Raw genomic sequence first — 13768 nt, forward strand, 5'->3', positions numbered from 1 at the left:
CCCCGCAGCGGGGCGTTTCTTCAACCAGTGGACGCCTTCGCCGGCGCGAACGCAGCAGGGCTGTCGAGTGTTGGAGTCGATTTGGGCCTTCCTTGCAGAAAGGGCCCCGATCGGCGGCGTTTCCCTTTGCCATCGGCGACAGCCCTTTGCCGTCCCATGGCCCGCCCGCTCACCCGAGAACAGCCCTGCTCAGAGCGGGTGTGCCCCGCGTCACGCACGGCGCGCGGGAGCCGTGCGAAACGGGCGCCCGCACACCCGCGACCACCGCCGGCGCACACCCCGGGCCGTCAGCCGGCCGAACCGCCGTCACTCACCCGAACGCTTCGCAGCAACCACCGCGTCGAAGACGACCCTCTTGGGCACCCCCGCCTCGACCGCCACCGCGGCGATCGCCTCCTTGCGCCGCTCCCCCGCCTCCTCACGCGCGCGTACGCGCCGCACCAGCTCCTCCGCGTCCAGCTCCCCGGGACCGCTCTCCGGCGCCCCCTCGACCACCACGGTGATCTCCCCGCGGACCCCCTCCGCGGCCCACCGCGCCAGCTCGGCCAGCGGACCGCGCCGTACCTCCTCGTACGTCTTGGTCAGCTCGCGGCACACGGCGGCCCGCCGGTCGGCGCCGAAGACCTCGGCCATCGCGGCGAGGGTGTCGTCGAGCCGGTGCGGGGCCTCGAAGTAGACGAGGGTGCGCCGCTCGGCCGCGGCCTCCCGCAGCCGGGACAGCCGCTCACCGGCCTTGCGCGGCAGGAAGCCCTCGAAGCAGAACCGGTCGACCGGCAGTCCCGACAGGGCGAGCGCGGTGAGCACGGCGGACGGCCCCGGTACGGCGGTGACCCGGATGTCCTGCTCCACCGCCGCCGCGACCAGCCGGTAGCCGGGGTCGGACACGGACGGCATCCCGGCGTCGGTCACGAGCAGCACGCGCGCGCCGCCGAGCAGTTCCTGGACCAGCTCCGGGGTGCGGGCGGACTCGTTGCCCTCGAAGTACGACACCACGCGGCCCTTGGGGGTGACGCCGAGGGCCTGGGTGAGCCGGCGCAGCCGCCGGGTGTCCTCGGCGGCGACCACGTCGGCGCCGGCCAGCTCCTCGGTCAGCCGGGGCGGCGCGTCCGCGATGTCGCCGATGGGGGTACCTGCCAGGACAAGGGTTCCAGTCACACCCCCATCCTCCCAGGAGCCACCGACAGCCCGGCCCGCACCGGCGTTCCGGCCCGCGGCGGCCCGGAAACCGACCCGATTCCGACCACTGCCCCACATGCACGGGACTCGCACAGAACGGTTCCCTACCATGGCGCGGGTGACCAGTACCGCGTCCTCCACGGACCTCCGGCAGGGCCAGGCGCCGCACGACCAGCGGCCGCCGTGGCAGCAGCGGCTGCGCCGATTCGGGTACGTACCGGCCGAGGACGCGCCCTCGGGCGACGTGCGCGACCGGCTGGTACCGCCGTACACGGAGCCCGGCCCCCGGCTGTGGCAGGTGCTCGGCGTGCCGCCGGTCCTGGCCGGGCGGATCACGCGCTGGTCGGGCTGGGGCGGTCCGCTGCTGGTGACGCTGATGGCGGGCCTGATGCGGTTCTGGAACCTGGGCAGCCCGCGCGCGGTGATATTCGACGAGACGTACTACGCCAAGGACGCGTGGGCGCTCGTCCACCGCGGCTTCGAGGTCAACTGGGACAAGAACGCCAACGACCTGGTGCTGCAGACGCACGGCCACCTCCCGATCCCCGCGGACGCGGCGTACGTGGTGCACCCGCCCGTCGGCAAGTACGTCATCGGGCTCGGCGAGCTGATGTTCGGGTTCGACCCGTTCGGCTGGCGGTTCATGACGGCGCTGCTGGGCACGCTGAGCGTGCTGCTGCTGTGCCGGATCGGGCGCCGGATGTTCCGTTCCACGTTCCTCGGCTGCCTGGCGGGCGCGCTGATGGCGGTGGACGGCCTGCACTTCGTGATGAGCCGCACCTCGCTGCTCGACGGCGTGCTGATGTTCTTCGTGCTGGCCGCGTTCGGCTGCCTGGTCATCGACCGGGACCGGTCGCGGGAGCGGCTGGCCGCCGCGCTGCCGGCCGACCGCGACGGCCGGGTCCGCCCGGACGCGCGCGTGGCCGACACGTTCCGTTTCGGCCTGCGGCCCTGGCGCTGGGCGGCGGGGCTGATGCTGGGCCTGGCCCTGGGCACCAAGTGGAACGGCCTGTACATCCTGATCGCGTTCTGCGTGATGGCGGTGCTGTGGGACGTGGGGGCCCGCAGGACGGCCGGCGCCCTGCAGCCGTACACGGCGGCCCTGAAGTACGACACGGGCCTCGCCTTCGTGGCGACGGTCCCGGTGGCGATCGGCGTCTATCTGCTGTCCTGGCTCGGCTGGATCCTCTCCCCGGCCGACGGCACCGGCGGCTACTTCCGCAACTGGGCGGCCACCGACGGCAAGGGCGGCAGCTGGACGTTCCTGCCGGACTGGCTGCGCAGCCTGTGGCACTACGAGCACGAGGTGTACAAGTTCCACGTCGGCCTGACCTCCCCGCACACCTACCAGTCCAACCCGTGGAGCTGGATCGTGCTGGGCCGCCCGGTGTCGTACTTCTACGAGTCCCCGAACCCCGGCGCCGACGGCTGCCCGGCGAACGCGGGCCAGAAGTGCGCCCGCGAGGTGCTGGCGATCGGCACGCCGCTGCTGTGGTGGGCGGCCTGCTTCGCGATCTTGTACGTGCTGTGGCGGTGGGCGTTCCGCCGCGACTGGCGCGCCGGCGCCATCGCCTGCGGCATCGCGGCGGGCTATCTGCCCTGGTTCCTGTACCAGGAGCGGACGATCTTCCTGTTCTACGCCGTCGTCTTCCTGCCGTTCCTGTGCCTGGCGGTGGCGATGATGATCGGCGCCGTCGTCGGCCCACCGGGCTCCTCCGAAACCCGCCGCGTGATCGGCGCGACGGCGTCGGGCGTCCTGGTGCTGCTCATCGCCTGGAACTTCATCTATTTCTGGCCCCTGTACACGGGCACGGCCATCCCGATCGACTCCTGGCGGTCGCGGATGTGGCTGGACACCTGGGTCTGATCCGGCGGTTCACGGCGGGCCGGCGGCCTGCACGCGCGCGTGGAATGTCGCAACCGTGCTACGGATCGGCCGTCGGCGTCACCCTCCGATGTGGGCACCTTAAGGTGAGTGCCGTCGTTGGGGAGTGTGAGGGCTGCGGGGACCCTGGGGAAGGCACGGAGGAACTGAGGCTGTGGGCAAGAGAAGGCGCGTCGCCGAGCGACGGAGGACGACCGGGCCCGTGCTGGTCGGCGGGGTGATCGCCCTGGTCGTCGGCGGCGCCGGGTTCGCCGTCTACGCGCTGACCGGCGGCGGTGCCGCCGCCGACGAGCGGGCCCCCGCCGCAGCCGGCCACAAGACCGTCAAGACCGGCCCGCTCACCGCCGCCGAGGTCCGCACGGCCTCCACCCGCTTCCTGACCGCGTGGCAGCAGGGCAGGCTCGCCGAGGCGGCCGCCGCCACCGATGACACCTCCGCCGCCACCCGGGTGCTCGACGGGGTCGCGAAGGACGCCCACGTGAAGGACGTCACGCTGACGCCGGCCGCGGCCAAGGGCGACACGGTGCCTTTCTCCGTCAAGGCGACCGTGTCGTACCAGAAGCTCAGCAAGCCGCTGGCGTACGCCAGTTCGCTGACCGTGGTGCGGCGGGCGAGCGACGGCAAGCCGCTGGTCGACTGGCGCCCCTCGGTCGTCCACCCGGATCTGAAGGACGGCGACACGCTCGTCACCGGGGAGTCGGGCACTCCGCCGATCAAGGCGCTGGACCGTGACGGCGGCGAGCTGACGGCCGCCAAGTACCCGTCGCTTGGCACGGTGCTGGACGGGCTGCGGGACAAGTACGGCAAGACGGCGGGCGGCAGGGCCGGCATCGAGCTGCGCGTGGTGCGCGGCAAGGCGTCGCAGAAGGCCGGGCTGTCCGACAAGACGCTGGTGGAGCTGAGCAAGGGCACGCCGGGTACGGTGAAGACGACGCTGAGCCCGGCCGTCCAGGCGGCGGCCGAGCAGCAGGTGGCCAAGCAGAAGCGGGCGTCCGTGGTGGTCCTGCGGCCCTCGACCGGCGAGATCCTCGCGGCCGCCAACACCGACCACGGCTTCAACGTCGCCTTCCAGGGCTCGCTCGCGCCCGGCTCCACGATGAAGATCGTGACGTCGACCATGCTGTTCGAGAAGAAGCTCATCACCCCCGACGCGTCGCACCCGTGCCCCAAGACGTACAAGCTGGCCGGCTGGACGTTCCACAACGACGACGACTCCGAGATCAAGAAGGGCACGTTCAAGCAGAGCTTCGGGGCCTCCTGCAACAACGCCTTCATCGACTTCGCGCCGAAGCTGTCGAACAGCGACCTGACGAAGGAGGCCCAGCAGGTCTACGGCCTCGGCATGGACAACTGGGCCATCGGCGTGCCGTCCTTCGACGGTTCCGTGCCGGTGCAGAGCGGCGCGCAGATGGGCGCCTCGCTGATCGGGCAGGGCGGGGTGCGCATGAACCCGCTGAACATGGCGTCGGTGGCGGCCACGGTGGAGTCGGGCGCCTTCCACCAGCCGTACCTGGTCTCCCCCGACGTCGACCACCGCACGCTGGCGAAGGCGGCGCGCACGATGTCGGCGAAGACGCAGTCCCAGCTGAAGGACGTCATGCGGTTCACGGCGGACTACGGCACGGCGGCCAAGGCGATGGCGGGCATGAGCGGGGACTACGGCGCCAAGACGGGCTCCGCCGAGGTCGACGGGCAGAAGAAGCCCAACGGCTGGTTCACCGCCTACAAGGGCGACCTCGCGGCCGCGGGCGTGGTGCAGGCGGGCGGCCACGGCGGCGACACGGCCGGTCCGATCGTGGCGGCCCTGCTGAAGATGGGCGGCTGATCAGCTGCGTACGGGCTCGGCGGTGTAGGTGCGGCGCAGGAACCGCAGCAGCGCCTTCGACTCGAACTGGACCACCTCGACACCGTTGTCGGTGTGGAACTCCACGACGGCCTGCACCCGGCCGCAGGGCCACACCCGTACCTTGCCGCTCTCGGCCGGCGCCCGCAGGCCCCGTTCCAGCAGCGCGCGGGAGAAGGTCCACTCGTGCGGGCCGGGCAGGCCGACCCGGACCGACCGTGGATCGGAGTCGGGGTCGTACCGCAGCACCACGGCCACGGCCCCCGGGTCCTCCTCGTCCGTGACGATATGGGCGCGTGCGTACTGCTCGACCACAGACATCGGACCGCCCTTTCACCCTGAGTGACCTGTACGAAAGCCGTAATTCCGCTTCCGCTTTCTCCCTAATGTCCCATATTTTCCGATTCACGCCTCGCGGAGCCGGCCGCCGATGCCCTCGCGGTGAGCCTGCGGTCCTCTTCGCCGTACAGGTGTTCACCTTCCCCGTCGCCGCCCGCGCCAAGCGGTTGCCCGCCTCGATGAGGCCAAGGTCACCGTCCCTGCGGCGGGGGCGCGTCCGTGACAATGGGCGCGTGACGAACGAGGACCGCGCCGCCGAGGGGTCGCTGCTGCTGGACGACCAGCTGTGCTTCGCGCTGTACGCCGCACAGCGCGCGGTGACCGCCGCCTACCGTCCGCTCCTGGACGACCTCGGGCTCACCTATCCCCAGTACCTGGTGCTGCTGGTCCTCTGGGAGCGCGGCGAGACCAGCGTGAAGGAGCTGGCCCGCGCCCTGCGGCTGGACTACGGCACCGTCTCCCCGCTGCTGAAGCGGCTGGAGGGCGCGGGGCTGGTGCGCCGGGAGCGCGCGGCCGGCGACGAGCGCTCGGTGCTCGTCGCGTGCACGGGGCGCGGGGAGGAACTGAGGGATCGCGCGGCGCGCATACCCGGCGCGCTCCTCACCACGACAGGCCTCGGCGCCGAGCAGGTCGCGTCGCTGCGCGAGGCGCTGTGGGACCTCACCCAGCGCGCCGACACGGCGGCCGACCGGCACTGATCCGGCGCACACCGGCCCGGCGTCACCCACGGTTGCCGCCCCCCTGACGCCGCCCACCGACCTACCGGCCGGTATCTTGTGCACGATGCACTTGTGCGCGACCTGTTCGCCATCCGTTCCCGGGAGAGGCCGGCCATGACCGAGGGCACCGCCGTCGAGGAGACCCCCGTCGGGGAAACCCCCGTCGACACCCGTCCGACGAAGATCGTGTACGTCGCCGAGGCCACTGCCCACGGCGGCCGCGACGGCCATGTCACCAGCCAGGACGGCCAGATCCAGCTGAAGGTCGCGATGCCTCCGGAGCTGGGCGGCGACGGCAACGGCACCAACCCGGAACAGCTCTTCGCGGCCGGCTACAGCTCCTGCTTCCACAACGCGCTGATCCTCGTCGGCAACCGCGCGGGCTACGACCTGACCGGCTCCACGGTGGCCGCCAAGGTCGGCATCGGCCCGAACAGGCACCACGGCTACGGCCTCGCGGTGGCCCTCAGCGTCTCCCTGCCGGTGCTGGACCCCGACGTGGCGGCCCGGCTGGTGGACGCCGCGCACGAGGTGTGCCCGTACTCCAACGCCACCCGCGGCAACATCGACGTAACGATTCTCCTCGGGTAGCGCCACCAAGGAATCCCAGGCCGACAGTGGCTGTTGGACCCACTGTCGAAGGCGAGCCGAAGGGAACGAGCGGACGTGGACGTGAACGGCACAGTCGCCGAGGGCTTCGAGCCGGTCAGGGAGGCGTTCGCAGCGAACTTCGCGCAGCGCGGGGAACGCGGCGCGGCCGTCGCCGTCTACCGCGACGGCCGCAAGGTCGCCGACCTGTGGGCCGGCTCCCGGGACGTGGACGGCACGGCCCCCTGGGAGCCCGGCACCGCGCAGATCGTGCGCTCCGCGACCAAGGGCGTCGCCGCGGCCGCGCTGCTGCTCCTGCACCAGCGCGGCGAGCTGGACCTCGACGCCCCGGTCGGCGCGTACTGGCCCGAGTACAAGGCGGCCGGCAAGGAGCACACCCTCGTCCGGCACCTGCTCGCCCACCGCGCGGGCGTCCCCGTGCTGGACCGCCCCCTGACCCCCGCCGAGGCCGCCGACCCGGACCTGGGCGCCGCGGCCGTCGCCGCGCAGGCGCCGGTGTGGGAGCCGGGCACGGACCACGGCTACCACGCCCAGACCTACAGCTGGCTCACCGGCGAGCTGATCCGGCGGATCACCGGCCGCCCGGTTGGCGCGTGGATCGCCGAGGAGATCGCCCGCCCCGTCGGCGCGGACCTGTGGCTCGGCCTGCCGGACTCCGAGCATGCGCGCGTGGGCCGCGTCGGGCCGGTCGAGGCGCCGGAGGCCGCGGGCGCCCTGAAGACCCGCCCCAAGCGCACGGTGGCCGAGGCCTACGCCGACCCCGGCTCGCTGACCCGGCGCGCGTTCGCGGCCATCACCCCGCTGCCCGACGAGAACGACCCCGCCTACCGCGCGGCCGTCCTGCCCGCGTCCAACGGCATCGCCACCGCCGACGGGCTGGCCCGCTTCTACGCCTCGCTCATCGGCGAAGTGGACGGCGCCACGCGGCTGTTCACCCCTGAGACGGTGCGGCTCGCCCGCGCCGAGCAGTCCGCCGGACCCGACCGGGTCCTGGTGGTCGGCACCCGGTTCGGCCTCGGCTACATGCTGCACGGCGCGGCGTCCCCGCTGCTCTCCCCCGGCTCCTTCGGCCACCCCGGCCGGGGCGGCGCCCTCGCGTTCGCCGACCCGGAGACGGGCATCGCGTTCGGCTATGTCACCAACGGCTTCCGCAAGAGCGTGACGGCGGACCCGAGGGCGCAGGCGCTGGTCCGCGCGGTCCGCACGGCGATCGCGTAGCGCAGCGCGCCGGCGCGCCCGTGGAGCCGTACGCCCGGGACGCTCACACGTTGATCGTGTGGGAGGTCCGTCCGGACGCCGCGTCGATCTCGTCGTGGGCCTTGGTCAGCAGCTGCATGGCCAGTTCGTTCAGGGCACGCGCGCCGGCGATCTCCTCGCCGACCCTCGGCTGGTTGGAGTCGACGCGGTGCCGGGTGGCGTGCCCGTGCGACCGCACCTCGGTGCCGTCGGGCAAGCGCACCAGCGCCGCCGCTTTGGTGTGCTGATCGTCCTCCATGAACTCCAGCTCGACATGCCATCCGACAGTGGTGTGCATCATGACGATCACCTCCGGAAAACAGCTGGTTTCCAGCTGTTTCCAGGGTGCTCCCGCGCGCGGGGAACGTCACCTCGGCGGCACCGCTCACCCCTTGTCGTCCTCGGCCTCCTCGAAGCTGGCGAAGTACGCGGCGACCATGTCCTCGTCCGCGTGCCCCCGGGCGGCGGCGCGGGCGAGCCGCTCCGCGGTCGCGGCGGCCACGTCCAGCCGTACGCCGCCGCGCTCGCCGGCCCGCACGATGAGCCGGGCGTCCTTCTCGGCGGTGGCGACGGCGAACGACGGCGGGGTCAGCTTGCCGTCGAGGATGAGCCCGGCCTTGGCGCGCATGTACGCCATGTCGAGCGGGCCGCCCTCGATCACCTCGAAGAACGCCTGCGGATCCACGTCCAGGGCCCGGGCGAGCGCGAGGACCTCACCGGTGGCCGCGGTGGCCGCGAGCACCCAGCTGTTGGCGACCAGCTTCAGCCGGCTGGCACTGCCCGCGGCGCCGTCGGAGCCGGTCCACAGGGTCTTCGCGCCGATCGCGTCGAAGACCGGCGCGACTGTCCGCCGCCCCTCCTCGGGCCCGGCGGCCAGCACGGTCAGCTGCCCGGCCTCGGCGGGCTGCTTGGTGCCGAGGACGGGGGCGTCGTAGAAGACGAGCCCGTGCTCGCGGGCGAACGCCGCCAGGTCGCCGATCAGTTCGGTCCCGGCGGTGGTGCACTGCGCCCACACGAGGCCGGGGCGCAGGGCCGGAGCGGCCTCGCGCATGACGTCCAGGACGGTGGCGCCGTCGTACAGCATCGTCAGGACGACGTCGGCGCCCTCGACGGCCTCCGCGAGTGTGCCGGCGATCCGCGCGCCGTCGGCGGCGAGCGGCTCGGCCTTCTCCCGCGTACGGTTCCACGCGCGCACCTGGAGTCCGGCGCGGCACAGGTTCCGGGCCATCGCGGCCCCCATGATCCCGGTGCCCAGAACGCTGACGGTCGGCTTGTCGGTCATTGACGGCTCCTGTCGTCCGGTTGCTGCCCGGTGGCTCTGCCCTGCCGGGCTACCCGGCGTGCAGCATCAACCCGATGCCGACCACCAGCAACCCGGCCGCCGCGATCCTGGGTGCCCCGAAACGCTCTTTGAAGAACACGGCGCCGATCGCGGCGCCGACCAGGATCGAGGACTCGCGCAGCGCGGCGATCGGCGCGAGTTCCGCGCGGGTCTGGGCCCACAGCACCAGGGCGTACGCGGTCACGGACAGGGCGGCGCCGAGCAGGCCGAGGGCGGCGTACGGCCGCAGCAGCCGGACGGTGCCGCCACGCGCGCGTGCGTACGTGTACGCCGGGATGACGACGCCCTGGATCGCCATGAGCCAGGCGATGTACCCGAGCGGTGAGTGCGCGGTGCGTACCCCGAGTCCGTCGATCACCGTGTAGGCGGCGATGGTCAGCCCGGTCGCGAGGGCCGCGCCGATCGCCGCCCAGTCGGGCCGGCTGCCGCGCAGCCCCCACAGACTGACGCCGGTCAGCCCCACGCAGGACACGGCGATCCCGGCCAGCGCCCAGCCGCCGGGCACCTCGTGGGCGAACACGGCGGCCAGCACGGTGACCACGAGCGGGGCGCTGCCGCGCGCGATGGGGTACGCCTGCCCGAAGTCGCCGAGCCGGAAGGAGGTCATCAGCAGGGCGTAGTAGGCGATGTGGACGACCGCCGAGGTCAGCAGGTAGGGCCACGCGGCCCTCGCCGGGAGCGCCACGAACGGCGCGATGGCGAGCCCGATCAGCACCCCGCCCCCGGAGATCAGGGTGAAGCCGACGAGCTTGTCGGTGATCCGGTGCGCGATCGCGTTCCAGCTGGCGTGGGTCACGGCGGCGAGCAGGACGGCGGCCGTGACGAGGGGGGTCACGCGGTCTGCTCGCGCACGTCCACCAGGTCGGCGCCGGCGTGGGCCACCAGCGCCTTCGGCTCGATCGGGAAGACGGTGTGCGGCGTTCCGGCGGCCGCCCACACCACGTCGTGGGCGAGCAGCGAGCGGTCGGCGAGGACGCGGGTGCGCGTGCGGTGCCCGAAGGGCGGCACGCCCCCGATGGCGTACCCGGTGGTCTCGCGGACCACCCCGGCGTCGGCGCGGGTGACCTTGCCGGCGCCCAGTTCCCGCCGTACCCGCTCCGTGTCCACCCGCGAGGCGCCGTCCATGAGGACCAGCACCGGCGCCCCGTCGGCGGCGAAGACCAGCGACTTGCAGATCTGGCTCAGCTCGCAGCCGATGGCCGCGGCGGCCTCGGCGGCGGTGCGGGTGCCCTCCGGGAACCTCCTGGCCCGTACGAGCACGTCCTGCAGCCCGAGCGCGCGCAGCGCCTCGGCGAACCGGGGGTGGGCTCCGAAGTCGTCGGCGTCAGTGGCGGCTGTCGTCGTCATGCAGGGCACGCTACGACATCGCCGTCGCCGCGCTCACCCGGGTTTCGCCCGCGTGCGCGGCAGAAGGCCGGTGAGGGTGCGGCCCCGTCCCCACGGGCACCCTCACCGGCCGGTCCGTCGCCGGAAGCGGTACGTCAGACCCGTACCAGCTCCCGCTCCTCGTCCGGGTCGGCGTCCTTGCCGGCCGCGGACGGGGTGTGCAGGCCCTCGCCCTCCACGTCCACGTTGGGCAGTGCCCGGTCGAGCCACTTCGGCAGCCACCAGGCGCGCCTGCCGAGCAGGGCGAGGACCGCCGGGACGATGGCCATGCGGACGATGAACGCGTCGAAGAAGACGGCGACGGCGAGGCCGAAGCCGATCATCTTGACCATCGACTCGCTGGAGCCGATGAAGCCGGAGAAGACGGCGATCATGATGACGGCGGCGGCGGTGACGACCCGTGCGCCGTACTTGAAGCCGGTGACCACGGCCTGGCCCGGCGTCTCGCCGTGGACGAACGCCTCCCGCATCCGGGTGACGAGGAAGACCTCGTAGTCCATGGCGAGGCCGAAGACGACGCCCACCATGAAGATCGGCATCATCGACATGACCGGGCCGGTCTGCTCGACGTTCATCAGGCCGGACAGCCAGCCCCACTGGAAGACCGCGACGACCGCGCCGAGCGCCGCGAGCACGCTGAGCAGGAAGCCGAGCGCCGCCTTCAGCGGGACGAGGACCGAGCGGAAGACCACGATCAGCAGCAGGAACGCCAGGCCCACCACCAGCGCCAGGTAGGGCAGGAGGGCGTCGTTCAGCTTCTGCGAGACGTCGATGTTCATCGCCGTCGAGCCGGTGACCAGCACCTTGGAGTCGGTCCTGGCCGTGATGTCCGCGCCCTTGTCGCGGATGGCGTGCACCAGGTCCTCGGTCGTCTGCGAGGACGGCTTGGACTTCGGTACGACGGTGATCGTCGCGGTGTCCCCGGCCTTGTTGGCCACGGGCGGGGTGACCGTGACGACGTCCTTCAGACCCTTGATCTCGTCGCCGACCTCGGTGAACGCCGTCGTGGGGTGCGCGCTGTCCTTGGCGTCGACCACGACCATCAGCGGGCCGTTGAAGCCGGGCCCGAAGCCCTCGGAGAGCAGGTCGTAGGCGCGGCGCTGGGTGGTGGAGACGGGCTGGGAGCCGTCGTCGGGCAGGCCCAGCTGCAGGGAGGCGGCCGGGATCGCCGCCGCGCCGAGGCCGAGCACGCCGAGGAGGAGGACGGCGACCGGGCGGCGCACGACGAAGCTCGCCCAGCGGGTGCCCATGTTGGGGCGGCCCGGCCGGCGAGGCGTACGGCCGCCGCCGAGCAGCCTGCTCTTCTCGCCCGCCGGCTTGACCCTGCGGCCCGCGAAGCCGAGCAGCGCCGGGATCAGCGTCAGCGCGATGAGGACGGCGATGGCGACCGTGCCCGCCGCCGCGATGCCCATCTTGGTCAGCATCGGGATGTTGACCACCGACAGGCCGACCAGGGCGATGACCACGGTGAGACCGGCGAAGACCACCGCCGAGCCCGCCGTGCCGACGGCCCGTCCGGCCGCGTCCTCGCGCTCGCGTCCCTCGGCCAGTTCGGCGCGGTAGCGGGAGACGATGAAGAGGGCGTAGTCGATGCCGACGGCCAGGCCGATCATCGACGCCAGCGTGGAGGTCGTGGAGCCGAGATCCAGGGCGCTGGCGAGCGCGGTGATCGTGGAGACGCCGATGCCGACCCCGATGATCGCGGTGAGCAGCGGGAATCCGGCCGCGAGGAGCGAGCCGAAGGTGATGACGAGGACGACGGCGGCGATCCCGATGCCGATGACCTCGCTGGAACCGGTCTCCGGGGTGGCGCTCAGCGCGTCACCGCCGACCTCGACGGTCAGCCCGGCGTCCCGCGCGTGCTGCGCGGCCTGCTTCAGGGCGTCACGGGAGGAGTTCTTCAGCTCCATGCCGGAGACCTTGTACTTCACCGAGGCGTACGCGATCGTGCCGCTCCGGCTGACCGCGTGCCCGGTGTAGGGGTCGGCGACGGAGGCGACCTCGGAGCCGCTCTTCAGCTCCTTCACCGTCTTCTCGACGGCCGCCTTGTTGTCGTGGCCGGTCATCTTCTCGCCGGCCGGCGCCTTGAAGACGACCCGCGCGGTGGCGCCGTCGGCGCTCATGCCGGGGAAGCGCTGCTGCAGCAGGTCGAAGGCCTTCTGCGCCTCGGTGCCGGGGATGGAGAAGGACGTGTTGCCGGCGGCCGGCGCGGAGGCGGCGCCCACCCCGGCGAGGGTGAGCAGCGCGACCCATATCAGGGCGACGAAGTGCCGTCGCCGGAAGGCGAGACGGCCGAGTTTGTACAGAAACGTGGCCATTTCTGGCGTACTCCCGGTCAGGTCGTGGGGTTCATCAGGGCAGGGGTGATCAGCCCGACGACGTGAGCGGTGACGTCAGACGATGGGCTTGCTCGGGGAGGGGGAGGGGAGGGGAAGGGGATCGGAGGGCGATCGGTGGTGATCAGCCGGTGGTGACGCCGAGGGCGGGGAGGACGACGGCGTCGATGTACGACAGGAGGAAGGCCTGCGTCGGCGGCTGCTCGTCGATGAGCGTGCGGGCGGCGAACCCGCCGATCATCATGTGCATCACGTAGTCGATCGCCGGGTTGTCCGCGCGGACCTCACCCCGGTCGATCGCCCGTTGCAGCACACGGCGGAACGCCGCCAGCTCCGGCTCGATGAGATGCTCCCTGAACGCCCGCAGCAGGTCCGGGTTGCCGTGGACGGCCATCGCCAGACCCCGCATCAGCGCGGAGTTCTGCTCCATCTCGCAGTCGTCGGAGCGCAGGGTGAGGGCGTGCAGGTCGCCCCTGAGCGACCCGGTGTCGACGACCTCGTCGGCGAAGCCGCCCGGCTTGTTGTGCCGCACCGCCTTCGCGACCAGCTCGGCCTTGCCGCCCCACTGGCGGTAGAGCGTGGCCTTGCTGGAGCGGGTGCGGGCGGCGACGGCGTCCATGGTCAGGGCGTCGTAGCCGACCTCCCGGAGCAGGTCGAGCACGGCCTCGTACAGCTCGGCCTCGCGCTCGGGCGTGATCCGACTGCGACGCCCCGGTGCGAGCACCGGCTCCACCGGAGCGGCTAGCGCCGCGCCCTTCGATGCGGCGTCGGTCATGCCGTCCACCTCCCCACTCCGGAGCCTCCTGCTTGTGTACACCCTGAACATACCCTGAGAGGGTTCGAAACGAAACCGTTTCGTACGTGTGTTGGGTCACGGGCGTGAGGACGGTATAAACG

Annotated in this window: 13 protein-coding genes; 5 read left to right on the forward strand and 8 right to left on the reverse strand. The window is 72.4% G+C overall.

Features of this window, described 5'->3' with window-relative positions:
- Positions 1-306: 306 nt before the first annotated feature.
- Positions 307-1155 carry a 16S rRNA (cytidine(1402)-2'-O)-methyltransferase gene (gene rsmI / locus AB0950_RS30860; protein ID WP_366779890.1) on the reverse strand — a complete coding sequence of 283 codons (849 nt, stop codon included), beginning with the start codon at positions 1153-1155 and terminating at the stop codon, positions 307-309.
- 139 nt (positions 1156-1294) lie between these two features.
- Between rsmI and AB0950_RS30865 the strand changes: the two genes are divergently transcribed.
- Positions 1295-3043, forward strand: coding sequence for a phospholipid carrier-dependent glycosyltransferase (locus AB0950_RS30865; protein ID WP_366779891.1), 1749 nt, complete (start codon positions 1295-1297; stop codon positions 3041-3043).
- Positions 3044-3215: 172 nt separating this feature from the next.
- Positions 3216-4886: a penicillin-binding transpeptidase domain-containing protein gene (locus AB0950_RS30870; RefSeq protein WP_361976517.1), complete on the forward strand. Its 1671-nt coding sequence runs from the start codon at positions 3216-3218 to the stop codon at positions 4884-4886.
- Here AB0950_RS30870 and AB0950_RS30875 read toward each other — a convergent pair whose 3' ends face one another.
- Positions 4887-5225, reverse strand: coding sequence for an SsgA family sporulation/cell division regulator (locus AB0950_RS30875; RefSeq protein ID WP_360158072.1), 339 nt, complete (start codon positions 5223-5225; stop codon positions 4887-4889). It abuts the gene before it with no gap.
- Between the two features lie 251 nt (positions 5226-5476).
- On the opposite strand from AB0950_RS30875, the gene AB0950_RS30880 reads away from it, so the two are divergent.
- The 3 genes from AB0950_RS30880 (at position 5477) to AB0950_RS30890 (ending at position 7789) form a co-directional block, all read left to right on the forward strand.
- Positions 5477-5941 carry a MarR family transcriptional regulator gene (locus tag AB0950_RS30880; protein WP_360158075.1) on the forward strand — a complete coding sequence of 155 codons (465 nt, stop codon included), beginning with the start codon at positions 5477-5479 and terminating at the stop codon, positions 5939-5941.
- A 135-nt stretch (positions 5942-6076) separates the two neighbouring features.
- The gene (locus tag AB0950_RS30885; RefSeq protein WP_360158078.1) at positions 6077-6553 is read left to right on the forward strand and encodes an organic hydroperoxide resistance protein; all 477 of its coding nucleotides are present in this window, start codon (positions 6077-6079) and stop codon (positions 6551-6553) included.
- A 75-nt stretch (positions 6554-6628) separates the two neighbouring features.
- Positions 6629-7789 carry a serine hydrolase domain-containing protein gene (locus tag AB0950_RS30890; protein WP_360158081.1) on the forward strand — a complete coding sequence of 387 codons (1161 nt, stop codon included), beginning with the start codon at positions 6629-6631 and terminating at the stop codon, positions 7787-7789.
- Positions 7790-7832: 43 nt separating this feature from the next.
- On the opposite strand, the gene AB0950_RS30895 is transcribed toward AB0950_RS30890, so the two are convergent.
- From AB0950_RS30895 to AB0950_RS30920, 6 genes are all read right to left on the reverse strand, one after another.
- On the reverse strand, positions 7833-8108 hold the full coding sequence (locus tag AB0950_RS30895) for a DUF1876 domain-containing protein (RefSeq protein ID WP_360158084.1): 276 nt from the start codon (positions 8106-8108) through the stop codon (positions 7833-7835).
- A gap of 84 nt (positions 8109-8192) precedes the next feature.
- Positions 8193-9089, reverse strand: a complete 897-nt coding sequence (locus AB0950_RS30900) for an NAD(P)-dependent oxidoreductase (protein ID WP_360158087.1) — start codon at positions 9087-9089, stop codon at positions 8193-8195.
- A gap of 49 nt (positions 9090-9138) precedes the next feature.
- Complete coding sequence (locus AB0950_RS30905) at positions 9139-9984, reverse strand: DMT family transporter (protein WP_366779892.1); 846 nt, start codon at positions 9982-9984, stop codon at positions 9139-9141.
- Complete coding sequence (locus AB0950_RS30910; RefSeq protein WP_360158093.1) at positions 9981-10496, reverse strand: YbaK/EbsC family protein; 516 nt, start codon at positions 10494-10496, stop codon at positions 9981-9983. The genes AB0950_RS30905 and AB0950_RS30910 overlap by 4 nt, the downstream gene beginning before the upstream one ends.
- Positions 10497-10630: 134 nt before the next feature.
- Positions 10631-12853, reverse strand: a complete 2223-nt coding sequence (locus tag AB0950_RS30915) for an MMPL family transporter (protein ID WP_366779893.1) — start codon at positions 12851-12853, stop codon at positions 10631-10633.
- A 142-nt stretch (positions 12854-12995) separates the two neighbouring features.
- Complete coding sequence (locus AB0950_RS30920) at positions 12996-13646, reverse strand: TetR/AcrR family transcriptional regulator (RefSeq protein WP_360158099.1); 651 nt, start codon at positions 13644-13646, stop codon at positions 12996-12998.
- Positions 13647-13768 lie beyond the last annotated feature (122 nt).

Source organism: Streptomyces sp. NPDC007189, from assembly GCF_040703635.1.
GTDB lineage: Bacteria > Actinomycetota > Actinomycetes > Streptomycetales > Streptomycetaceae > Streptomyces.